Genomic DNA, 23,066 nt, shown 5'->3' on the forward strand with positions numbered 1-23,066 from the left:
ATATAAATGGGGGGCGTGTAACATGTTAGAAATAGTAAGAATTGTGATTAAAGGTTCGTCAGGATATTGCTGTGTCGATGAAGCTTTCAAGGATAAAGTGACAATCACATCAATGTCTATTACATATGAATATACCCCTTATATGGAGACACAAATAAATCCTAGAAGAACATGGAGTTATAAAACGGACAGCCCGCTATTTAAGATGATATATTGTAAAATAGCAGATATAATACCTGGAGTAATTGAACGAGAAGTTACTGAGTTCAGTACGGATATTGGCGGAATCGAGTTTGATATTACATACTTTGATAAATCGAAGTTCAAAAAGATTTATTGGGTACTGGGTGATTATTTCGAAGACTTGTTTAAAGTGATAAAACAATTGATCCCTGAAACGGAGTATACTCCAGCGGTTCTTTTGACATCAGATGATTATGAAGGTAAAGAATAGTTTTCTAATAAGGATAATGAAGGTAAAGAAGGCGTGAACTGGAAATTGTATACTATAGATGCTACAGATGCACAAATACTATTGACTTATTCTGAAGTGTTTGAGGGAGATAAACCAAATTTAATTGAGGAAATCAAAAAAATAAATATGCACAAAGCATTGTCTATCATTAGTGAGCTTATTAGAGTGAGAGATGCATATAAAGAACCTGTAAAAACTGACTTCGTTGAATTTAGTATTCCTTTAGAAATGGTACTAAAAAATGAAATGTGTGATATAGTTCCTACTTCACCAGAAGAATTGAAATCAAATAAATTGCTTAGGAAAAATGTACATATTATTTCAGTGCAGATGATGCTGATACTGTTAAAATATATTTTTGCATATGGAGACTTTGAGTCTATGAAAGATATAGACTATCGCATTTCTAAAGAAGATTATCAAATGATTATTAAATTGCAATTGATCGTTGCAGAAATAGTAAGTGATAAGCACGAAGAAGGAATTGATACAGATCATTTCCTTTATTCAACCTATCACTTAAACTATCAAAGAAATGTTGCAAACGAACTTTTGAGAATGTACTATATGCTAGAAGTTATTAGTCAAGATAAGAATAATTTTGCAGAAGATATACAAAATGAGTTTAGGTATTATTATAATGACTTTGCTAGTAAATATATGTTTACTCCAACTGAGTATAGCTCCATATTATTTTGGCAGTTGGCACAATACTATTCTGGTATAAATGGGCTAACATATAATTCAATATGGACAAACATAAATGAAAGCTATGGCAATTCACCCTTAACTGATTTAGCAAATAAAGTTATATCTACGCTTTGTAAACCAATAAAAGATTATGAAGATTGGTCAAAGCAAAGTTTAGATTTGGAGTGGGATTTCAGTGAGTTTTTTTCATTTCCGGTTATTCAAGATGAAGAAAATAACATTGTTTCAATTAGTGACATAACCTTGAGAAATGCATTTTTCGAGAAAATATTCTGGCTAATTAGAGATTGCTATCCTAAACAGGATAGCAGAGCTATGGCGTTTTTTGGTAGACTGTACGAGAAATATATACAAGATGTAACAGAGAATGCGGTGATAGGTGAATACGAATATATAGATGAATTTTCTTATACTGAAAATGGAAATGCTAAAAAATCTTCAGATGTATATATCAAAAAGGAAAATGAATTACTAGTTGTAGAAGCAAAAGGCTTTTCGGTTTTACTTGATTGTATGATAAAAAATGAAAGAGTTGATGATAACAATAAGAAGTTATTTGTTGATCCAATTCTACAAGCAGATGCTAGTCTTACTTCAGTATTAGATAAGAAAACAGAGTTTGAAGATGTCGAAACAGCATATATAGTTTCGGTGACAATGGACAATATTAATGCTGTTCCAAATTACTACAATTCGATACACAATGAAATTAGTGAGAATAAAAAATGTGCTGCTGTAAAATACTTTTATAATTTGAATATAGAAGAATATGAGATGTTGCTGTATTTGATGGAGTGCGGGAATGACATTTTTTCATTACTTAAAGAATACTTTGATAGTTCTAAACTAAAACCGTTTAGCACGTATATTCAAGATAAGTATTCTGATATTGGAATGACAAAATTCATGAAAAAATATTATAAAGATGCAAGTGACAAAATGAAATCTTTACTATTTAGTTAGTGGATAGTATTCTTTAGATATTGGACCAGTTGTTCGTACTCTTGTTAGAAAAAAATGTGAATTTGGCTTAGTGGATAAAGTGTTCGTACCTAGATGTACTTGCTATCCTCTCGAGCCATTGTGAGACTGTAGTTAAACTTATTAGAGAATAACAGGACTTCAGCTATTTATATGATTTTATAAAGGTGGATTTGCCACTGTAATTATTTTCTGTGGAAAGTCGGTGGTAAATTTATTTACAATACTTTCGAAAATATCTACTGTTTGAGTAAAAAGATGCTAGTTATGTTGACTAAATTTTTTTATTGAGATATAATGACTTTTCGAACTAATAAAGTCATTTAGTTTCGAAGGGAGTGTAACAAACGCCTAAAATATTTGATGAAAATAATAAGACTATTATAAAAGAAAACCTTATGAAATTAGGTTTGGAAGCATTAGAAAATGGTGGGTATAAAGCAGCTTCTATAGAAGCTATTGCACGCCAAGCAGGAATTGCTAAAGGTACTTTCTACAATTTCTTCCAATCAAAAGAAAGTTTTTTTTTTGAAATAATGCTTTTAATGCGAGATAAGAATAGACAAGAGTTTTTTGAGCTTATATCTGATAAAGCCAATTTGAACAAAGAAAGTTTTGAGGATTTTTTGTTCAGACGATATGCGATTAGTAAGAATATATATCACTATTTTACAACTGATGAATTGAACATCATATTCAGAAAAATGCCTGAACAGCTATCAATAACTAATATTGATAGTACAAATTTCGCTACAGAATTATTTTCACATATTGAAAGTATAAATACAGAAATAAATAACGAAGTGGTAGTAAATATTATGAATATTATGGGGTCTTATTCAGCAGATAAAGAGTCATTGTATGTAGGAAGCCGTGAAGATACAATTAGATTTTTAGCAAAGTCATTGGCTAGTTATATTTTTGAGGAGGGGAATTAATCATGAATACATATAACCAAATCAAAAGTAAATATCCAAAAGAAGAAATGATGATTAATGGAAGTCTTTTCCCTTACAGATATTACAAAAATGAAAATGCAGACAAAACCATTGTTCTATTAACTGGTGGGATTGGGCTATCCGATTTGATGCTATTCCATTTTGATGAATTTACCAAGTCATATTCCGTATTATCGTTTGACTACCCTATAGCTTACTCAACAAATCAAGAATTGGTTGACGCCATAGCTAAATTATTAGGGAAGCTTAATATAAAGGCATTTTTAGTGGGTCAATCGTTAGGTGGTTTTATTGCTCAAATGCTCGCACAACAATATCCAAAAGTTGTTGAAGGTTTGATATTGTCAAACACTGGTATATTATCTGTTGATTTAGATGACGAAGGGTCAAAATGCTTTTATGACATGATGAAGAGAATAGACAAGTCTTTAATCTTAATTAAGATGATGCCATTTAATTTTATGAAGAAAAATATTAAAAAATCTGTGATGAAAAAAACTGGTCAACAGCTATCACCTAAAGAGCAGGTATTGATGGAAGAGTTATGCGACGAAATGGTGAAAACCCTCACAAAAGACTATGAAATCCACATGACTTTATTGTTAAAAGATTTGCTAAAGTATTGTAATATGAAAGCTAACAATTTTACTCGTTTTAAAGGAAAAGTTTTGTTGATACTTTCAGACGATGATGATATTTTTAATGACAGTGTTAAACAAACACTCATTAATATTATGCCAAATCCACCAGTGATTACTGATATTCGAGGTGGGCATCTTGCTTTGCTGTTAAAAATGGATAAATATATTCAGTGTATTACTGATTTTATAAGTCATGTAGATTAGTTCAATGTTATAAAGTAAGTTATCTAACAGATAAAAAATGTTGATTGATAGGTAGTTAATGGTATGTTCCAAATAGAAATACAGGTAATACGGTGGTTTAAGAATAGCCGTTTCAATACCACCGTATTTTTATCCAGATATCATAGTAGATAAGTAAGTAATTTTAGTGATAAAATCCAAGTATTTATAGTTCTCTGTTCAATAAGTTACCTCTTTAAATGTATATTTAAAACATATTATCAATAATACAAAAATTAATCGAAAATGAATAGTTCCTCAATTGGTGCATCCACTATTCTTGATATATCTATTGCCAATTTTAGAGAAGGATTATATTTTCCTGTTTCTAAACGCATAATAGTTTCTCTTCTAACCCCAACTTTTTCTGCTAATTGTTCTTGAGTTAATTCTTTTAATTGTCTATATTTTTTAAGATTACAAATAAATTTCGCCATATTATTTTTCCTCTAACATATAAAGTTTTATCGCATAAACATTTAATGTAACTGCATATGCAATGGATAACAAAACACACATTAATTCAACATTTCTAGATATAATAGTAATACACCATAAAATAAATAACTCTATAATAGCAAATTGTCCTGTAAATGCCATGGCCGATTTTTCATCTTCTATATATCTTTCATCTGCCTGATCACCATTTATTTTCGCTATAATAAAGTTGGCGAAAAAAGCAAAAAAACCAATATACATAAGGTCAGAAAAATTGCCAGATGAAAAATATCTAAAACTTAAGAATCCAAGAAAACCACAAAATCCCATGAAAAATTTTTTCTTAATCATTTTTTTCCTCCTTAATATTTTTTAAGAGATATATTTATCACTTTATGATACAAATATATCTCTAATACCATTTTTTGTCAATGGTAAAAACCATTGGAAATGTGTTTAAATGACGAATTTAAAGACTTTGTTTAATTGATAGATAGAATAGAAGATAGTAACTAGATGTAGAAGGTAATAACTAGATACAGTTACATCCTTTTAATGTTCAATATATACTACTAATCTTAATATATCTTAATGTTCTTATATATTTTGCCTATATTATTTTGTAAACAAAAAGGAATTTTAAATAAAAATATAAAGTCTAGTATTTATATAATCAATATTATAAGTATAAATTGATTAATATTTTATCTATACATTAATTATTTTAATATTAATATTAATTATTTTAATATATATATTGACTTTATTAATTTTTTGATTTATATTATAGATATTAGATGGAAAGAAGGTGATATGATGTATCAAGTTATCAGCCGCTGTCCTGTCTGTGGAAGAAAACTTAAAGTTGTCAAGCTACAATGTGAAAACTGTGATACAGTGATTGAAAATGATTTCTGCCTCAGTGCATTTGACTATCTATCTGTAGATGATTTATTCTTTGCAGAAACATTTTTAAAATGTCGTGGCAATATAAAAGAAGTGGAAAAAGAATTAAAGATTTCTTATCCAACTGTTCGTTCTAGGTTAGATGATATTATCCAAAAGCTAGATGGTAAACCTAATGTAACATCATCTTCTGATTCACATAAAAAAGAGATTTTAGATGCACTGGAAAAAGGAGAAATCTCTCCAGCAGAGGCATTAGAGCAAATGAAAGAAAATAAATGAAGCTCTATCTCTATCCCTGATAATAGCCAGAAGTAGTCACCAAAATACGAGGCTATTTCTGTTGGAATGGATGCAGAAGAGCAGAAATGAGGAAAATAATATGGATGAAAAAATGAGAATTTTAACAATGGTAGAGGAGGGAAAGCTCTCTGCCAAAGAGGCAATTGATTTGATTGATGCATTAGAAGAAACTACACCTCAAGAGGAGTTTACGAATTATTCAGAAGACTTTGATAGTCAAGCTTTTACCAAACAAAGCAGTACTTCATATGAAAATAAGATGTTGAAGATTATTGTGGATACTCCAGAGGGTGATAAAGTAAATGTGCAACTTCCTGTAAAGATTATACGTCAAATATTGAAAATGACAGGTAAGTTGCCAATTAAGAATGAAGATTTGCAAGGTATAGACCTAGATGCTCTTACTACCTCTATTCTTGAATGTCTGGATAATGAAACACTTGGAAATATCGTAGAGGTTGATTCGGCTGATGGTACTACAGTTAAAGTTTTTATAAAATAATACTAGGAGAATAGATTTATGCGCATTATTGTCCGCTCAAAAGAAACAAATTTGTGGTTACCCATACCACTGTTCTTAGCAAATACTGCAGTTCTTTTGTTGCCAGAATCGGTTATTGCAGAGATTAAAAAATCACTTCCAGAGCCATATCAGGAAGTCATTACCAAAAAATTTCTACAGGAACTCGTTCGAGAGTGTCAGTCTGTTCTTAAACAGTACAAGGGACTTGAGATTGTTCATGTGGAAACTCAGGATGGCACTTTTGTATCCATTCGCTTATAAAGTAGTGTTTATTTTGTATATTACTATTATTTAGAGAACTTACATTTATTTAGAGCACTCACATTTGTTGACTTAAAAAATACAAAAAGCATGTCCGTTTTTTACAATATTTTTTTCTGGTACAATGTTATAATCTATGTACTAATTTTAATGGAGGTAACTTATGAAATATGCAGGTTGTTTATTTGCAGTAAAAGATATTAAAATTGCCCGTAAATTCTATGAAGAATTATTTGATTTAAAAGTTATTGTTGACTATGGAAAAAACATTGTATTTGAGGGTGGGTTAGCATTACAAGAAGACTTTGATTGGTTGACAGGAATTTCAAAAGAAGATATGAAGAGCAAAGAGAATAACTGTGAAATATTTTTTGAAGCAGAACATTTTGAAGAGTTTATATTAAAACTAAATAAAAGAAATGATGTTACTTTACTTCATGGTGTAGAAGAAGCACCATGGGGGCAAAAGGTAGTTCGAATTTATGACTTGGATAACCATTTAATTGAAATAGGTGAGTCCATGAAATCAGTAGTTAATAGATTCCAAGAACAAGGTATGAATCTTACTGAAATAGCTACAAGAATGGATATAACTATTGATGATGTTAATCAAATTTTACAAGGCTAAATTATGGCTGATTAAGTAAATCTGAATATCAAATTAAGTAAGTCTGAATATCAAAATATAAAACAGTAAATTCTCATGATTTGCTGTTTTTTATATGCATAATTAAAGAAATGATATGATAATCATTAAAAATACACTAAACTAGGAAAAAAGAAATCTACAAAAGAATGCTTTATAATTGTTTATATTATAGTCAATTTTATTTTTAAGTAACGATTATATATAATCTAATATTAATTATAATACTTAATAAAATAATCTGTGAATAGTAAAACAGAGCTTATTTGGACACTATGTTTAGTAGTATGTTAAAACAAGCTCTTTGTGGTACATATTAAAATATTTAGTTCTCATAAGTATGAACTATCAGACCTATAATTTTCACGAGTTTAACTATCAGACCTATAAATAGAAGTTTAATCACGCTGAAATAACTGAATAACTCCCTCTAAATGGTTATACATTGATGTATAACCTAAATTAGCATCTTTACTATCAAAAGCCATCATTATCTCATGATGATGACTAATCATATCTTGAAGTGAGTTTCTATATTTAAAACCAAAGTATTGGTTAGAAGACACAGTTTTAGGTATTAGTTCATAATACTTTATAAAAATTGGATTGTGAGAAGCTAAAATTATTTCTTTGTGAAATTGCAGGTCAGCATCATAACATTCTTCTATTAAGCCTTGAGAAACTTTGTCTAGTTCTTCTACAGATTTCAAGTAAGCATATCTTATTCTTTGAAGTTCTTCAGAGGTAGCATTTAAGATGGCTAACTTAGTGGCTTCACTTTCTATAAGTTGTCTTGCTCTTAAAGATTCAACATAAAATTCTTGTATATTATGATTTTTATAAACTTCGTTATCAGAAAAAAGGTCAACTTTTTTAAATCCTTCAACTATGGGACTTGAATAGGGAATAGACCTAAGTATTCCTTCTTTACAAAGTTTGTCTATAGCATTCCTTACAGGAATTCTACTTATATTAAATAATTCAGCAATCTTTCTCTCGCTTGGCAATTTACTATTAACTTTAAAAGTTCCATTTAGAATATTTTCTTTAATATAATCAATAATTTGTTCAGTGGCATTTAAATTTATCATAAAAACTCCTAAACATATAATTTTTTTATGATTGTATTATATCATAGTTAAGAGTTAAATTTAATTTTTTATAGTATGTATAAGACAATATGGAAGCAATTACAGCAATAAAAGCTAAAATAAAATAACCATATTGTATTGAAATATAATCTGATATTTTACCCACTAGCATTGGAAATATAGACATTCCTATAGCATAAACTGCTTGAAAAAACCCCATTGCAGTAGATTTTTGATACTTTGGTACATTTTTCATAGATTCGCTAGTAAGGTAAGAAAGAAGTATGCCCGTAGATATTCCTGGTAACGATTGTAGCATAAATATTATATTAATACTTTTTACTGTTGGAACTAGAAAGCAATAAACTGAAATCAAAAAAAACACTGAGGGAATCCAAAATTTTGGTCCATGTTTTGTACAAAATTTAGTAGAAGCAAATCCAGAAGATACAACAGCACATACCATATAAAATATAGAAGATAAGCCTATAATGGTGGAGCTAGAGCCTAGTTCTTTAAGAATTTGAGTAGTAAATGACATTGTTGTAGACATTTGGATGCCTTGTTGAATCAATGCCATAAAAGAAAAAAATACAAGTCTTTTATCTTTGCATATAGATAAATAATTCTTAAATGGTATTTTTTCGGTTGTTTTTCTTGAGTGATGATTTTTTACATTTAAGGCTAGAAGAGTACCAATGATTGAAGATATTACGCTCATAATACACAAATTTACCATTCCTAATTTTTCATAAAATAAGGTACTCATGACAAATCCAATTAACATTCCTAGGTTGTTTACCAATATTATCGTACTTGTAGCTTTTTGTTGATGTTCTATGGAAAAAAAATCAGTGTAGTGAACCATGTAAGAAATCCAAGTCGATGATGCTATTCCAGATAAGATATTAGCTATAAGAAATCCTTCTCCTCTAGGAGAAATAACTCTTATCAGAGATGCTAAACCAGCGAATAAAATTCCTGATAGTATAAATAGTTTATGCTTATTTACGGAATCTGCAAAAACTCCAACAGGAAGTCTTAGTAAGCATTGTGAGATTCCATATGAGCCTATTATTATACCAATCATGTTTGTAGATACGTTACATATACTTAAATATGGATTTTGAAAAGGTATGTATACGTATTGTGAAAACCAGAAAAATACAACAATAGAAAGTAAAAGTAATTTTTGATTAAATATTTTTTTCATATTATCCTCCAAGTGGTATATTTATAATGGAAATAATATACCATTTTGTTTATTAAATCAAGTATTTTAAAATTTAAAAAATAAATTTCAATATAACAATAAGAATTATTTGTTGAAAAATTATATTTTATAGTTGAATTAAGAAAAAGCTTATGTTACTATAAAGTTAACAAATTTGAATATTACAGTAGACGTGTTACTGGTGATGCAGGCAAGATCGAATCAATTTTTATAGGTTACCTATATAGTACTATGGGTATAATCTATTTATTTGGTTCGATTTTTTTGTTTAATTGGCCATAAAAACAAAGAGCCTATAATTGAAGATGGAGGATTTATATATGGAGTATAAAAAAGTAGCTCAAGAAATTCTACAAAATGTAGGTGGAAAAGAGAATATAAATGAAGTTACTCACTGTATGACAAGACTTAGATTCAAAGTTAAAAGTACTTCTAAGGTTAATAAGGATGAGTTATCCAGAACTGAAGGAGTAATAACTGTTGTAGAGAGTATGGGTCAGATACAAGTTGTAATTGGTAATAAAGTAAAAAAGGTGTATGATGAGGTTGTAAAAATGGTACCTCAATCAAGTGAAATAGATAAGAAAAGTGGAAATGAAGAAAAACAAGGTATCATGAACTCTATATTATCTGCTGTAGCTGGAATATTTACACCTACAATACCTGCTATAGCAGGGGTTGGTATGATTAAAGGTATTTTATCAGTTCTTGCTATGTATTATATGAATAAAAATGGTGTAGATATAAAAGAGACTCAAAGTTATATTATTCTAAATGCTATGGCTGATTCTATATTCTATTTTATGCCTATCATACTAGGGTATACTGCGGCTAAAGTGTTTAATGCAAATAAAATAATATCTATGGTATTAGGGGCAACACTTTGTTATCCAACTTTTACAGCTTTGATGGCAGGAGAAGAAACAGTTAGATTTTTAGGCTTGGCAGTAACAAAGGCCACATATACATCATCTGTTATTCCAATAATTATTGCTATATGGGCTCTTTCATATGTTGAGAAAATACTGGAAAAGTATATACCTGAAGTAATTAAAATAATAATGGTTCCAACTTTATCATTAGTTATAATGTTACCTGCAACATTATTCTTATTTGGACCAATTGGGATATACGTAGGAAATGTTATAAACTTTGTTTACAAGTATATTTATGAACTAAGTCCTGCATTGTGTGGAGCATTCATAGGTGGATTATGGTGTGTATTGGTTATATTTGGTGCACATAGAGCACTACTACCAATAGGTATAAGTGATGTTGCTCAAACAGGAAGACAGAATTTATTGGCTTTTGCAGGAGCTGCAAACTTCTCGCAAGCAGGAGCTACTCTAGGGGTATTCTTTAAAACTAAAAATCAAGGATTAAAGACAATCTCTATGTCTGCAACTATAACGGCACTATTTGGTATAACTGAGCCTGCAATATATGGTGCTAATCTTAGGTTAAAAAAACCAATGGTATGTGCTGTAATATGTGGTGCAATCGGAGGTGGCATAATGGGAATGGGTGGCTCTTATGGTAACGCATTTGCAAACCAAGGTGTTTTAACTATACCTGTATATGCTGAAGCAGGAGCGTTAGGTTTTTTAAGTTATCTAGGAGGCTGTGCTATAGCATTTTTTGGTTCAGCAATTTTAACTTATTTGGTTGGGTTTGAGGACTTAGAAGAATCTTCTAAAGGAAATAGCTCTACTATAAAAGTAGAAACAAAAGATGGCGTTATTGATATAACTTCACCTGTGGAAGGAGATTGTATAGAATTATCAGAAGTGAAAGATGATGTATTTGCATCAAAAGCTATGGGAGAAGGTATAGCTGTATTACCTACAAAAGGAGTAATAATAGCTCCTACTGATTGTGAAGTAGCTTCTTTATTTCCAACATTACATGCAATAGGATTAAAGCTAGATAATGGAGCAGAAATGTTAATACATGTTGGAATTAATACAGTAGAGTTAAATGGAAAACACTTTGTAAAACATGTTAATCAGGGCGATTTAGTTAAAAAAGGTGCTAAACTGATAACCTTTGATATAGATGAAATAAAAAAAGCTGGATATGATGTAACTACACCAGTTATAGTAAATAATACGTTTGATTTTGCGCAAGTGATTTCTTGTAAATCTAGTCATGTATCTACAAATGATAAAATAATTTCATTAGTTAATAATTAAGTTGATTAGAACTATAAAGATTAACTCAGCGTAATAAATTAATAAATAAAACGATTAAAAAATTAATATAAAGGGAGTGACATTTATGAATACAGGATTTCCAAAAAATTTTTTATGGGGAGCATCATCTTCAGCATTTCAAGTGGAAGGAGCTTGGGATAAAGACAATAAAGGAAAAACAGTGGCTGATTACAATTCTTTTAAAAAGTCTCACTTGCAAGCAGACACTAAAGTAGCATCAGATTTTTATCATAATTATGAAGAAGATATTGAATTGATGAAAGAATTAGGAATGAAAACTTATCGTTTCTCAATTTCATGGGCAAGAATAATTCCAGATGGTGAAGGAGAAATAAACCAAAAAGGGCTAGATTTTTATAATAAAGTAATAGATAAATTAATAGAGTGTGACATTGAACCATTCGTAACTTTATATCACTTTGACCTGCCATTTACACTAGTGGAGAAGTATAATGGTTGGGAAAGTAGAGAGACTGTTTATGCTTTTGAAAGATTTGCCAAAGTATGCTTTGAGCACTTTGGAGATAGAGTGAAATATTGGCAACCTCATAATGAACAGAATTTAATAGTTAGAGTAGAAGAGAGAATTAATATATACAATGAAACAGACCCATGGAAGATAGATAAAATGCGTGCTCAAATGGATTATAATCTTTGTTTAGCCCATGCATTGGCTGTTAATGCATGCCATGAAATGATAGAAGGAAGCAAGATTGGAGCAGCAGTATCATCATCTGTAACATATCCTCTTACATCTAAACCAGAAGATGTATATGCTGCAAGAATGAATGATAACTTTAAAGTGTACTACATGCTTGATATGCATTATTATGGAGAATATCCTGGGTATTATATGAATTATCTTGAGAAAAGAAATATAGTTCCTCATATGGAAGATGAAGATAAAGAAGTACTTAAAAAAGCTAAAATGGATTTTATAGCTGTAAATTATTATAGAACAAACTGTGCAGAGGCTTTACCTGAGGATTCACAACATCCATTTGGGTTAAGAGAAGGAACAGTTGACTTTAGTATGTATGGATTATTTAAAATGTCGCTAAATCCTAATCTAAAGGCTTCAGAGTATGGTGCATCAATAGATTCATCAGGTCTTAGAGTTGCATTAAATGAATATTGGCAAAGGTATCACTTACCTGTTATAATAACGGAGAATGGGCTTGGAGCTAAAGATGTCCTTGAAGATGGTAAAATTCATGATGACTATCGTATAGATTATTTAAACAGTCACATAAATGCATGCAAATTAGCTATTGAAGATGGTGTAGAGATGATGGGATATTGTCTATGGTCATTTACAGACCTTTTAAGTTCTTCACAAGGTTTCAATAAACGTTATGGGCTTGTTTATATAAACAGAACAGACCACGAAACTTTAGATTTAAAAAGAATAAAGAAAGATAGTTTTTATTGGTATAAAGAAGTCATAGAGAGTAATGGAATAACAAAATAAATATAATATATTGAGGTTTTTAGTATGTACATTACAAAGGTATTAAATAATTCGTTGCTACTTGCAAAGGATGATAATGACGAAGAAATAATATTGATGGGAAAAGGAATTGGTCATAATTATAAGATTGGGTCTGAGTTAAATAAAGAAGATATAGAAAAAACTTTCGTTCTTCATGATGAAAATATAAAAAAGAGTATTATACAACTTGCATCAGAAATAGATGCAGAATACTTTGGTATAGCTCAAATGATAATCTCATATGGAATAGAAAAGTATAACTTAAAACTTATGAACCATATATACTTGGCTTTAACTGACCACATCGCCTTTGCAGTGAGACGATTTAAAGAAGGTATAATGATTGAGAATTACTATTTGTTTGAAATTAAAGAATTTAATCCAAAAGAATATGATATAGGAAAATATGCGATTACTGTTTTTAAGGAGGTTCTTGGTTTAGAACTACCAGAAGAGGAAATTGGTAATATAGCAGGCCATTTTATAAATGCACAACAAGACAATCCTTATAGTGATAGAAATAAGAGAAGTGCTAAAATTGTAAATGCCATTTTACAAATAATTCATTATCACTTTTCTATTGTATATAGTAAAGAATCCTTTTATTATATGAGATTTGTAATGCATCTAAAGGCCTTTTCTCAAAGATTTCTGTCTAATGAACCATCAAAAGAAAAGATAGATTTTATATATAATCAAGTACGCAAAAATTGTAAAGAAGAATATGAATGTGTAAAAAAAATAGGAGCTTATATATACAAGGAATATTCTAGAGAATTGCCTAGGCAGGAGGAATTATATTTAATGATTCATATTCATAAGATTCTAGGTGAATTAGATGAAAACTGTTAGAATGTTTTAGTATATTAGTAACTTGATAATAAAAATAAGAATTAATTAAATTTAAATAATGGAATTATTTTAAGAGATAGTTGTCAAACTATCTCTTAATTTTATGCAGAAGGTACCTATAAAAGAAGCAATTTAACAAATATGTTTAATCTTAATGTTATTAATATATTAGAAGAACTACAAAGTCAATTTTACTTTTCTTTATGACTTTAAATGATAAATACTAGCTATTTAACAAGTAGAACTATTTTTTATTTGAATTATCCATTATTTTGTATATATCTACTTAAAATAAGAGCACTGTGTGACAAGCATCATAATATTGGTTTTGTTATACTATTAATATAAAAAATGCAACTAAGAACAAAAACTACAAAACAGAGGCTAAGAAATAAAAATAAAATAATGGAGGATATGAAATGGCTAGAATATCTAATATAACGATGGCTGAACAGCCTGAGTATTGCATTTTAGCAATACGAAAAACTATTGACTTTATGGTAGAATTTTCAGAGTTTTCACAGCAAAGTTTTCGAAAAATTTCCAACTATCTAGAAGAAAAGGGAATATTGTCTGCAGGAGCACCAATTGTATGTTTTCATAACATGGACTTGGAAAAATTAGATGTTGAAGTAGGTTTTCCTGTAACTAATCATTCTGTATTTAATCATATGGATACAGAAAATGAAATTTTGCAAAAGATTGTTCCAACACAGAAAATAATAACTGCAATTGATTTAGGACCATATGAACTGCAAGACCCTATACTTGAAGAATTATTTTTGTGGGCGAAGGATAGGGGATATGAACTTCATGGAGATATCTATTATCAGTACTTGAATGATTTAAATCGTCCTGAAAGTGAGTATCTCACTAAAATGATGTTACCTGTTATATAAATAATAAAACAGCATGAAAATTTTAGGAATGTCTGTGGATGCATAGGTTTAACTGTAATAAAAAACAAGTTAACGACCATTTTACTATGAATGGTCGTTAACTTGTTTTTTATATGGATTGTTTATGATATTACAGGTTAAATTGTTATTTAATGAGTGACTGATAGACGTTTTTATTGAAAGTTACTACCTGTTATGCGATAACAAGGACTTGTTAGGGGGATTATTATAGATGATGGATAATTAAATATAGTATTATTTTCTATAAAAATTAGTTACCAAGCTATTTGTGATTATCTAACATTTGATTTTACCAAACTATAATTATGATAAATTGAAATCTTTTCTAAAAAATGCATTATTTATCTATGAGATAGCTATTGTAATTTATATTCCTTTAAATATTTATAATGGATATTTTTCAATGAATAATTTATTGCCTAATATTATTAAGGACATAGTATTTGATGGGACTTTATATCATTTATGGTATCTTCCTGCATCAATTATTGGAGCAAGTATTGCATATTTTCTTGTAAAAAAATTAGGTTTAAAGTACTCATTTGTAATTACTATTATTCTTTACGTAATTGCTATATTTGGTGATAGTTATTATGGCTTTTCAGAAAAATTACCATTATTAAAGAATTTATATGAGTATGTTTTTGAAGTATCAGATTATACACGAAATGGTGTGTTTTTTGCCCCTGTATTTTTCATACTTGGAGGGATAGTAGCTAATAAATATAATTACATGTCACCTAAAAATAGCTTGATTGGATTTCTTATATCATTCTTACTTATGTTTTGTGAAGGAATTCTTTTACATAAACTAGGGGTACAACGTCATGACAGTATGTATATTATGTTATTGCCATGTATGTATTTCTTATTTACAGCTTTAACATTTTTGAAAGGTCCTCGAGCTAGGTTATTGCGAACATCATCATTAATCATTTATATTCTACATCCATTAATATGTCTTAAAAAAAATAAAAAGTTATTTACATAAAAGGTGAACTTTTGATAGAGTCCACCTTTCTATTTTTTTGACCTATAAAAAATAATATACTGAAATGTTACAACAGAAACCCACCCTATGCCAGTAGCAAATGCAATCGTCTTTAAACCAAATTGTTGAATAAACAAATAAGAAAGAATAACGCGAATTGATATATGTAAGATAGTTCCAATCACAGGAATATTTACTTTTCCACTTCCTCTATACCATCCAACAAATGAACTCCCTATAAAACACAAAACATACAAAATAGCGATAGTTTTCATGTACTCTATGCCATTTATCATAATTTTATTATTAGCATTATTCATCATAAATTCAATAGTAGTCTTTGCAAAGAAATACATTATCAAAGATAATCCAATTCCTAGACACACTAGGATAATCAATCCTGTATAAAATCCTTGTTTTGCTCTTTTTCTATTTTCATTTCCAGTATTTTGTGCGACAAATATAGAAATAGCCTCAGCACCACTATCACCAAAAGAATTAGCAAAGCCTTCAATTCTTGTAGTAGCAGTATATGCTGTAATCATGTCTGTCCCCATTAGATTTACAGCTCCCTGTACTAGTAATTTTCCAATATATAAACTGGATTGATGAAGAGCTGAAATTAGACTATAGGATATAGTTAATTTTAGTAATTTCCATTCAAACTTCATATCTTCCCTTCCAAACAAAAGAAATGAAATGTTTTTTCTTATATAAGTAAAGCAAAGAATGGATACAAGAGTCTGTGAAAGTACAGTTGCAAAAGCTGCTCCTTGAATTCCAAAATCACATACTGCAACAAAAATTATATCTAAGATAGTATTTATTATCATTGAAAACATTAAGATAATTAGAGCAGCTTTAGTATTTCCAACAGCTCTCAAGGCTACTGATAATAAATTATAAAAATATGTTGTGATAAATCCACAAAAAATAATATTTAGGTATGATATCGCAATACTTGAAACTTCTTGTGGTGTATGAATTAGATTTACTGAAACTCCTACACCTAAAGGTGTAGGGTTCTTAGGTACTATATGAATTTCTACAATACTCTCAGTTATAATGAATCATGACCTACAACATATTATCACTAATCATATTCCCTAAAACTTTTATTAACAAAGTATCTGTTGATACCATTAACGTTAACATTAGGTTCATTTCTCAACCTGTATAGTTTTTATATCCCCATACTAGATATTAATTTATAACCATTTGATTTTATCTTTTTTAATCTATTTATTTCTTTGTCATGTAGTATTTTAAAGTTATCATATGTGTTAATACACAATTCTCTGTTGATTGATTTTAAATCTTCATTAACATTCATTATTAAAAATGCAGAATAGCAATCTCTTTGAATATCCATACCATTATTCCATCTATCTTTTAATTCCTTCTTATTGTACTCATCTGAAAAGTGATTATATTGACTAGCCCTACATTTAGCAGTATCTATCTTATATAATTTTTCTCCACTCCATTTTAACTTGTTATCTAACATATTCAAAAACATTGATGGTGCTTTATTTGCTAATGATTTTCCAAAACGTTTCTTCTTATTGATTCTACCAGTCTTTTCATTAATAGTAGTATCCTTTGCTCTAGTTTGAAGTCTTTTATAACTCATCGTTTCAACATAAAACTTATCACCTAAATTTAGTAATTTGTTAATTAACACATAATGGTCTTGCTTTCTTATTTCAGCCTGCTTTCTATATAACTCTTTTCTTAGTGTTTTTAATTTAATATAGTGATTACTAAATATCCACTTATCTCTATTTCCTTGTTTTATAGTACCATTATCATTGAATTTATTAGGATTAGTTGCACGTTTACTTCTATCCATTTTTCGTTGAATTAATTTTAATTGCCTATATATATTATTAACATTAGGGGCTAACTCCAATAACTTAACATCGCATTTACTAGATATAGCTATAGTTTGAGTTCCAATATCTATACCTACATTACTTAAACCAATTTGCCCTTTTATTTTTCCTTGATTGGTTGTTTTTTTAGGTGGAACTCCTTGTAAAGCTAATTGTACATACCATTTAGTCCTACCTTTAATTTCTTTTTTAAGTATTCTACAATATTTTATTTTATCTTGAATTGCCCTTTGAGCATAGTTGTCATTGTTCTTTATTATTACTGGAATAGTCATTTTATTAAATTTAATAATACCATCTTTGTAGCTAATACCAGTTGAATTTTGTTTCCCTTCTATTGACGTTAATTCATTATATCTAATATAATTAACCCGTTTAGCTTGATGATATATGTACTTACTAAAAGCATTAAAACATCTTGTAGCTATCTTCTGAGATATGGCAGAATGTAGTTTATAATATTTACAAATAGGTTTAACAAAATTATGAAGTGAATACTCTGTTAAATTATATTTTTTATTAATATCACTAAATATTCTATTTCTATCTTTGCCCTTATATTTGCAATTTGCTTGATACTCCTTAGATTCTATCATGTGGTTATATCTTTTAAATAGCTCTGATAAACATGAATTATATACTTTTCTATACTTATCAAAAATATTACATATAATATCTTCTTGAAACTTTTCTGTTTTTAATTGCAATGTTAATATATAATTTGACATAGTGTTCACCTCACTTTCTAATATCTTGTTTTCTGATTTTCTACATATTTTTTAATAGTTTCACTACATACATTTTCTTCTGTAGATACAAAATAGCTTCTAGTCCATAAACTAGGCATTTTTGATAATTCAATAAATTCTTCTCTTAATATTTTACTTGTATAACCTTTTATATTTTGCATTATATCAGAAGGACTTAAAGTTGGAAGGCTATTTAAAAACATGTGTGTATGGTCTTTATCACATTCGATTGCAATAATTTCAATATCAATCTCTTTACACTTATTTTTAACCAATGTTTTAAATCTATCCTCTAAGCCTTCTATATTAAATATTTTTCTTCTGTATCTAGGACAGAATACAAAATGATAATTAATTAAACTAACAGTTGTTTGAGTTTTTCTATATTTATTCTCCATATACTTATATTAACATTTTATGTGTATGTGTTAATGCTTTTTATACATTATTTATGCTATCCATCCCACGCCTAAAGGAGTGGGCTTTCCGCACTAAGTTGTAAACTTTTACAACTATCATTCTTATGAAGCATACGATTATGTTTCCAAGGGTGAAGTTGATATAGCCCTTATTTCAGATGATATGTTTTTTAATAACATAGAAACAATACCAATATTTAAAGAAGCCATGTTACTGGTAACAAGTTATGGCTCAAAATACAATGGGGAATTGCACCCATCTGTTTTAGATGTTGCGGATGAAATAAGACTTCCATGGAATCCTGAATATGATTTGTGGCATAATTTTTGGTTTCGCTCAACTCTTCAACCTAAAGTATTTTTAGACCAGATGTCTCTTTTAGAATATTTTATGAGACAAGAAAATGTATGGGCAATTGTGCCAGTGTCAGTAGCATATCATCTTAAGGAAATATCTAATATTGAAGTACATTATATAAAGGATGCACCACCAGATAGATTTATTTACTACTTAGTTAAAGAATCTAATAAACAGGAAACAATAGACAAATTTTTAGCTTTATTAAACGAAAATCTATTGCAAATTAAAGGATTGGAGTCTTTAATTAAAGAATAGAAGAAAAGATAGTAAATTTAAAAGTTGAAATTTTATTTTAAGCTAAATAAATTAAGTGTATATTTAAAAATAAAGAAGTATCTATATAAAGAAGAGTATTTCAAGAGAATATTAAGAATCTCAAATGAAATACTCTACTTTACTTTTTTATGATTATATTATATGAAGAAGTGGATATTATTAAGTTAGGAATATGTAAGAAAATTTGAAAATAGGTTATAGGATGAGATAGACGTATAAACAATAATTTTTACATTATAAAAAAGAGCAAGATTTATTAAATATGACTAAGAAGTAACTGATATAATGTCTCATGGATAAAAGGAGGAGAGCTGCAATGTTTTATAAAGTAAATAATGTTATAACTGCTATTGATTATATAGAGGAACATTTATCAGAAAAGCTGGATTTAGATATAGTTGCTAATGCTGTTCATTATTCAAAATATCATCTACATAGAACTTTCACAACTTCTGTTGGTTTGACAATGCATGATTATATAAAACGAAGAAAACTCACAGAGGCAGCAAAACTATTAGTATTTTCTAAAAAATCGATTATTGAAATTGCATTGATAGCTGGCTATGAAAGTCAACAAGCATTTACTTCTGTATTTAAAGATATGTATAAAAAATCTCCAAATAAATATCGAAAAGAACAAGAATTTTATCCTTTGCAGCTAAGATTTGTTTTGAAAAAAGATAATTTATTTTCAAAAAATATATTGGAATTAGAAAAAGATATTACACTTGCTAAGATATCTGATATACCATTATGGATGAATTTAGTCAGATTGGTTATAGATGGCTTTCCAAATTTACAGGAGGAAGAGTATATCTCTCAATTAAAACAATATATTTTGGAAGAAAGAGCCTTGATATTAAAATTTAATAACATTACTATTGCAAATATGATATTTAATAAAGAAACTGGAAGTATTGACTTTTTTGGAATACACCCTCAATATCGTAATTCAGATATTGCACAGGTGTTTCTGAAAAAGGTTATTGAGAATTTTTTGATAGATACATCTATCTCAATCACAACTTTTAGAGAAGGAGATAAAGCTGATACAGGACATCGGAATATGATAAAGAAGTTAGGTTTTGCAGAAGCTGAATTACTGACTGAATTTGGGTATCCTACTCAAAAATTTGTTCTGTCTTCTGAAAATGATAAAGACAATGAATAGTACTAATGAGCTAACTAAATTTGAACCAAAGAGCAAGAATGATTAAAAAATTTAAAGTTCAATTCAGTATAATGATTTAAGATAATACTCAGTTGACAAGGAGGGTTCAAATGTCTAAAAATCAGCAATTAGAAAGTTGTAATTCTATCACATCTGTTTCTAAACATAATATATCTGAACAAAAGATAGAGTTAAAAACATCTTTTCCAGATGAGATTTCATATCTTATAGATATAAATAACAAGTTGGATAATGCTTTGGAGAAAGCAGAAAATTCAGTTGATAAACTTGATAAAGATTACATGGATGCTAAATTATATATGGTAAAGAATCGTGGAGAGATAGACCCACATGAAATGTTTCAGAATGAACTGGCACTAAAGCAAATAGATAGTTATGGGGCTTTTATGGTAAAAGTTCGAGATAAGATTGCTAAAATGAAAGATTCGCCATATTTTGCTAGGATAGATTTTAAACTAAAAGATGAAGATGAAGATTCAAAGTATTATATTGGTCGATTTGCATTTGATTATGAAAATGAACTTCTAATACTCGATTGGCGTTCTCCAATGGCCAGTATGTTTTATGATTGTGAGATAGGGCCAGCAGGGTATAATGCACCACTAGGATGGATAGATGGAGAAATAACACGTAAACGACAGTTTAAAATTAAAAATGGAACACTGGAATATGTACTTGAAAGTTCTATGAATATACAAGATGATATTCTTCAACAGGAACTTAGTAATACTTCAGATGAAAAGATGAAATCCATCATTTCAACAATACAAAAAGAGCAAAATCAAATTATTAGAAATGACAAGGCTGACACTCTCATTATTCAAGGAGTAGCTGGTTCTGGAAAAACATCTATAGCATTACATCGAATTGCTTTTCTTCTTTATCGATTTAAAGATAAGATATCAGCAAATAATGTAATTATTCTATCACCTAATAAAGTCTTTGGTGACTATATTTCTAATGTACTTCCTGAGCTAGGAGAAGAACCCCTATGTGAATTAAGTTTTGAAGATATAGCCGAAGTTCAATTAGAACGAATTATTGATTTTGAAGGAGAAAAAGATTCTCTGGAAATAAATGATGTACAATGGGATGAAAGAGTACGTTTCAAGTCTACACTTGATTTTTTAAAGCTTATGGACAAATACATAAAGCAAATGCCAAATATGGTCTTTATTCCTAAAGATTATACTTTTGGAAGTTTTACAGCTACAAGTGACTGGATACGAAGAAGATTTGATGCATATAACAAATATCCAGTTAAGCAAAGACTGGAGATGGTAGCAGAAGATATTCATTATAGATTTGAATCAGATAATATTATGGAAGAAGACTTACCAAAAGTAAAAAATATACTGAAAAGTCTAAATGGAATGCTAACAATAAAAAATACTCTGGTACTGTATAAGGACTTCTTCAAACAGATGAATATTCAAGATATGTTTGTAATGCCATCAAAGAAGACTCTGGAGTGGGCAGATGTGTATCCATTTATATATCTTCATGCTGCCTATGAAGGATTACAAGAAGACAAAGTGATAAGACACATTGTTATTGATGAAATGCAAGATTATACTCCTATTCAATATGCTGTAATAAACTTGCTTTTCAAATGTAAAAAGACTATCCTTGGAGATTTTGGACAACTAATCAACCCTAATCATCTACATACGTTAGATGATATGGTGCAGATTTATGATGGTGGAGAGCTAGTAATGTTAAATAAGAGTTATCGTTCTACTTTTGAGATTATTAATTTTGCCAAGAAAATTCAAAATATAATTTCACTGGAAGTTATTGAAAGACATGGTGAGGAGCCAGTTTTAATTAAATGCATCAATGAACAAGATGAGATAGATAAGATAAAAATGGAGATTGAGCAGTTTGAGGAAAGCAACAATGCTACCCTTGGTATTATACTAAAAACCAACAGTGAGGCTAAAGCAATCTATGATGTTATTAAGCAAGAATATGATGTTAATTTAATATCTCCTGAAAGTTCTAGTTTTGTAAAAGGCGTATCAATTACTTCTATTAAAATGTCAAAAGGGTTGGAGTTTGATGAAGTTGTTATTCCTTCAGTAAATAATAAAACATATTACAATGATTACGACCGTAGTTTATTATATATTGCTTGTACACGGGCTATGCATAGACTTAAGCTTACATACACTGGAAATTTAACGCAGTTGATAGAACTTAATTGAGATATATATAGTTTATATAAGCTTACCTAAGATTACTCTATAAATTATTCAATTATACAAGTTTAACGTTTGTGTATATAATTGTATTTGTTGAAATTTTTTTATTTT

Annotated in this window: 23 protein-coding genes; 16 read left to right on the top strand and 7 right to left on the bottom strand. The window is 28.9% G+C overall.

Annotation, left to right across the window (positions count from 1 at the left end; translation table 11 throughout):
• Nucleotides 1–22 precede the first annotated feature (22 nt).
• The 4 genes from KGF41_RS15585 (at nt 23) to KGF41_RS15600 (ending at nt 3,971) form a co-directional block, all read left to right on the top strand.
• Complete coding sequence (locus KGF41_RS15585; RefSeq protein WP_227856961.1) at nt 23–454, top strand: hypothetical protein; 432 nt, start codon at nt 23–25, stop codon at nt 452–454.
• A 33-nt stretch (nt 455–487) separates the two neighbouring features.
• Nucleotides 488–2,149 carry a hypothetical protein gene (locus tag KGF41_RS15590; protein ID WP_227856962.1) on the top strand — a complete coding sequence of 554 codons (1,662 nt, stop codon included), beginning with the start codon at nt 488–490 and terminating at the stop codon, nt 2,147–2,149.
• 416 nt (nt 2,150–2,565) lie between these two features.
• On the top strand, nt 2,566–3,105 hold the full coding sequence (locus KGF41_RS15595) for a TetR/AcrR family transcriptional regulator (protein ID WP_227856963.1): 540 nt from the start codon (nt 2,566–2,568) through the stop codon (nt 3,103–3,105).
• A gap of 2 nt (nt 3,106–3,107) precedes the next feature.
• The gene (locus tag KGF41_RS15600; protein ID WP_227856964.1) at nt 3,108–3,971 is read left to right on the top strand and encodes an alpha/beta fold hydrolase; all 864 of its coding nucleotides are present in this window, start codon (nt 3,108–3,110) and stop codon (nt 3,969–3,971) included.
• Between the two features lie 254 nt (nt 3,972–4,225).
• On the opposite strand, the gene KGF41_RS15605 is transcribed toward KGF41_RS15600, so the two are convergent.
• Both KGF41_RS15605 and KGF41_RS15610 read right to left on the bottom strand, forming a co-directional pair.
• Complete coding sequence (locus KGF41_RS15605; protein WP_227856965.1) at nt 4,226–4,426, bottom strand: helix-turn-helix transcriptional regulator; 201 nt, start codon at nt 4,424–4,426, stop codon at nt 4,226–4,228.
• A gap of 1 nt (nt 4,427) precedes the next feature.
• Entirely contained in the window at nt 4,428–4,778 is a 351-nt protein-coding gene (locus tag KGF41_RS15610; protein WP_227856966.1) for a DUF3796 domain-containing protein, read from the bottom strand.
• A 423-nt stretch (nt 4,779–5,201) separates the two neighbouring features.
• Between KGF41_RS15610 and KGF41_RS15615 the strand changes: the two genes are divergently transcribed.
• The 4 genes from KGF41_RS15615 to KGF41_RS15630 all read left to right on the top strand — a co-directional run bounded on the left by KGF41_RS15615 (nt 5,202) and on the right by KGF41_RS15630 (nt 7,048).
• Nucleotides 5,202–5,615, top strand: a complete 414-nt coding sequence (locus tag KGF41_RS15615) for a DUF2089 domain-containing protein (protein WP_413841157.1) — start codon at nt 5,202–5,204, stop codon at nt 5,613–5,615.
• Nucleotides 5,616–5,685: 70 nt separating this feature from the next.
• Entirely contained in the window at nt 5,686–6,138 is a 453-nt protein-coding gene (locus KGF41_RS15620) for an SHOCT-like domain-containing protein (protein WP_227829374.1), read from the top strand.
• A gap of 18 nt (nt 6,139–6,156) precedes the next feature.
• Complete coding sequence (locus tag KGF41_RS15625) at nt 6,157–6,420, top strand: hypothetical protein (RefSeq protein WP_227829343.1); 264 nt, start codon at nt 6,157–6,159, stop codon at nt 6,418–6,420.
• Between the two features lie 163 nt (nt 6,421–6,583).
• Complete coding sequence (locus tag KGF41_RS15630; RefSeq protein ID WP_227829344.1) at nt 6,584–7,048, top strand: VOC family protein; 465 nt, start codon at nt 6,584–6,586, stop codon at nt 7,046–7,048.
• A gap of 416 nt (nt 7,049–7,464) precedes the next feature.
• Here the strand turns inward: KGF41_RS15630 and KGF41_RS15635 are convergent, their stop codons facing one another.
• Nucleotides 7,465–8,157: an FCD domain-containing protein gene (locus KGF41_RS15635; RefSeq protein WP_227856967.1), complete on the bottom strand. Its 693-nt coding sequence runs from the start codon at nt 8,155–8,157 to the stop codon at nt 7,465–7,467.
• Nucleotides 8,158–8,182: 25 nt separating this feature from the next.
• Nucleotides 8,183–9,370 carry an MFS transporter gene (locus KGF41_RS15640; RefSeq protein ID WP_227856968.1) on the bottom strand — a complete coding sequence of 396 codons (1,188 nt, stop codon included), beginning with the start codon at nt 9,368–9,370 and terminating at the stop codon, nt 8,183–8,185.
• A gap of 341 nt (nt 9,371–9,711) precedes the next feature.
• Between KGF41_RS15640 and KGF41_RS15645 the strand changes: the two genes are divergently transcribed.
• The 5 genes from KGF41_RS15645 (at nt 9,712) to KGF41_RS15665 (ending at nt 15,859) form a co-directional block, all read left to right on the top strand.
• Complete coding sequence (locus KGF41_RS15645; RefSeq protein WP_227842908.1) at nt 9,712–11,583, top strand: beta-glucoside-specific PTS transporter subunit IIABC; 1,872 nt, start codon at nt 9,712–9,714, stop codon at nt 11,581–11,583.
• A gap of 85 nt (nt 11,584–11,668) precedes the next feature.
• Entirely contained in the window at nt 11,669–13,075 is a 1,407-nt protein-coding gene (locus tag KGF41_RS15650) for a glycoside hydrolase family 1 protein (protein ID WP_227829348.1), read from the top strand.
• A gap of 24 nt (nt 13,076–13,099) precedes the next feature.
• Nucleotides 13,100–13,948, top strand: a complete 849-nt coding sequence (locus KGF41_RS15655) for a PRD domain-containing protein (protein ID WP_227856969.1) — start codon at nt 13,100–13,102, stop codon at nt 13,946–13,948.
• Between the two features lie 419 nt (nt 13,949–14,367).
• The gene (locus KGF41_RS15660) at nt 14,368–14,847 is read left to right on the top strand and encodes a GyrI-like domain-containing protein (protein WP_227856970.1); all 480 of its coding nucleotides are present in this window, start codon (nt 14,368–14,370) and stop codon (nt 14,845–14,847) included.
• A gap of 304 nt (nt 14,848–15,151) precedes the next feature.
• Complete coding sequence (locus KGF41_RS15665; RefSeq protein WP_413841160.1) at nt 15,152–15,859, top strand: acyltransferase family protein; 708 nt, start codon at nt 15,152–15,154, stop codon at nt 15,857–15,859.
• Between the two features lie 29 nt (nt 15,860–15,888).
• Here KGF41_RS15665 and KGF41_RS21170 read toward each other — a convergent pair whose 3' ends face one another.
• The 3 genes from KGF41_RS21170 to tnpA form a co-directional block, all read right to left on the bottom strand.
• A complete protein-coding gene (locus tag KGF41_RS21170) occupies nt 15,889–16,926 on the bottom strand; it encodes an MATE family efflux transporter (protein WP_413841172.1) in 1,038 nt (345 codons plus the stop codon).
• A gap of 116 nt (nt 16,927–17,042) precedes the next feature.
• Nucleotides 17,043–18,482, bottom strand: coding sequence for a transposase (locus KGF41_RS15675; RefSeq protein ID WP_227842913.1), 1,440 nt, complete (start codon nt 18,480–18,482; stop codon nt 17,043–17,045).
• Nucleotides 18,483–18,499: 17 nt separating this feature from the next.
• Nucleotides 18,500–18,901, bottom strand: coding sequence for an IS200/IS605 family transposase (gene tnpA / locus KGF41_RS15680; RefSeq protein WP_227829352.1), 402 nt, complete (start codon nt 18,899–18,901; stop codon nt 18,500–18,502).
• A 184-nt stretch (nt 18,902–19,085) separates the two neighbouring features.
• On the opposite strand from tnpA, the gene KGF41_RS15685 reads away from it, so the two are divergent.
• From KGF41_RS15685 to KGF41_RS15695, 3 genes are all read left to right on the top strand, one after another.
• Nucleotides 19,086–19,538, top strand: coding sequence for a hypothetical protein (locus KGF41_RS15685; RefSeq protein ID WP_227829353.1), 453 nt, complete (start codon nt 19,086–19,088; stop codon nt 19,536–19,538).
• Nucleotides 19,539–19,875: 337 nt separating this feature from the next.
• A complete protein-coding gene (locus tag KGF41_RS15690; RefSeq protein ID WP_227856971.1) occupies nt 19,876–20,730 on the top strand; it encodes a helix-turn-helix domain-containing protein in 855 nt (284 codons plus the stop codon).
• A gap of 110 nt (nt 20,731–20,840) precedes the next feature.
• Nucleotides 20,841–22,958: a UvrD-helicase domain-containing protein gene (locus KGF41_RS15695; protein WP_227856972.1), complete on the top strand. Its 2,118-nt coding sequence runs from the start codon at nt 20,841–20,843 to the stop codon at nt 22,956–22,958.
• The last annotated feature ends 108 nt before the right edge of the window (nt 22,959–23,066 follow it).

The organism is Clostridioides sp. ZZV14-6150, assembly GCF_020657875.1.
Classification (GTDB): domain Bacteria; phylum Bacillota; class Clostridia; order Peptostreptococcales; family Peptostreptococcaceae; genus Clostridioides.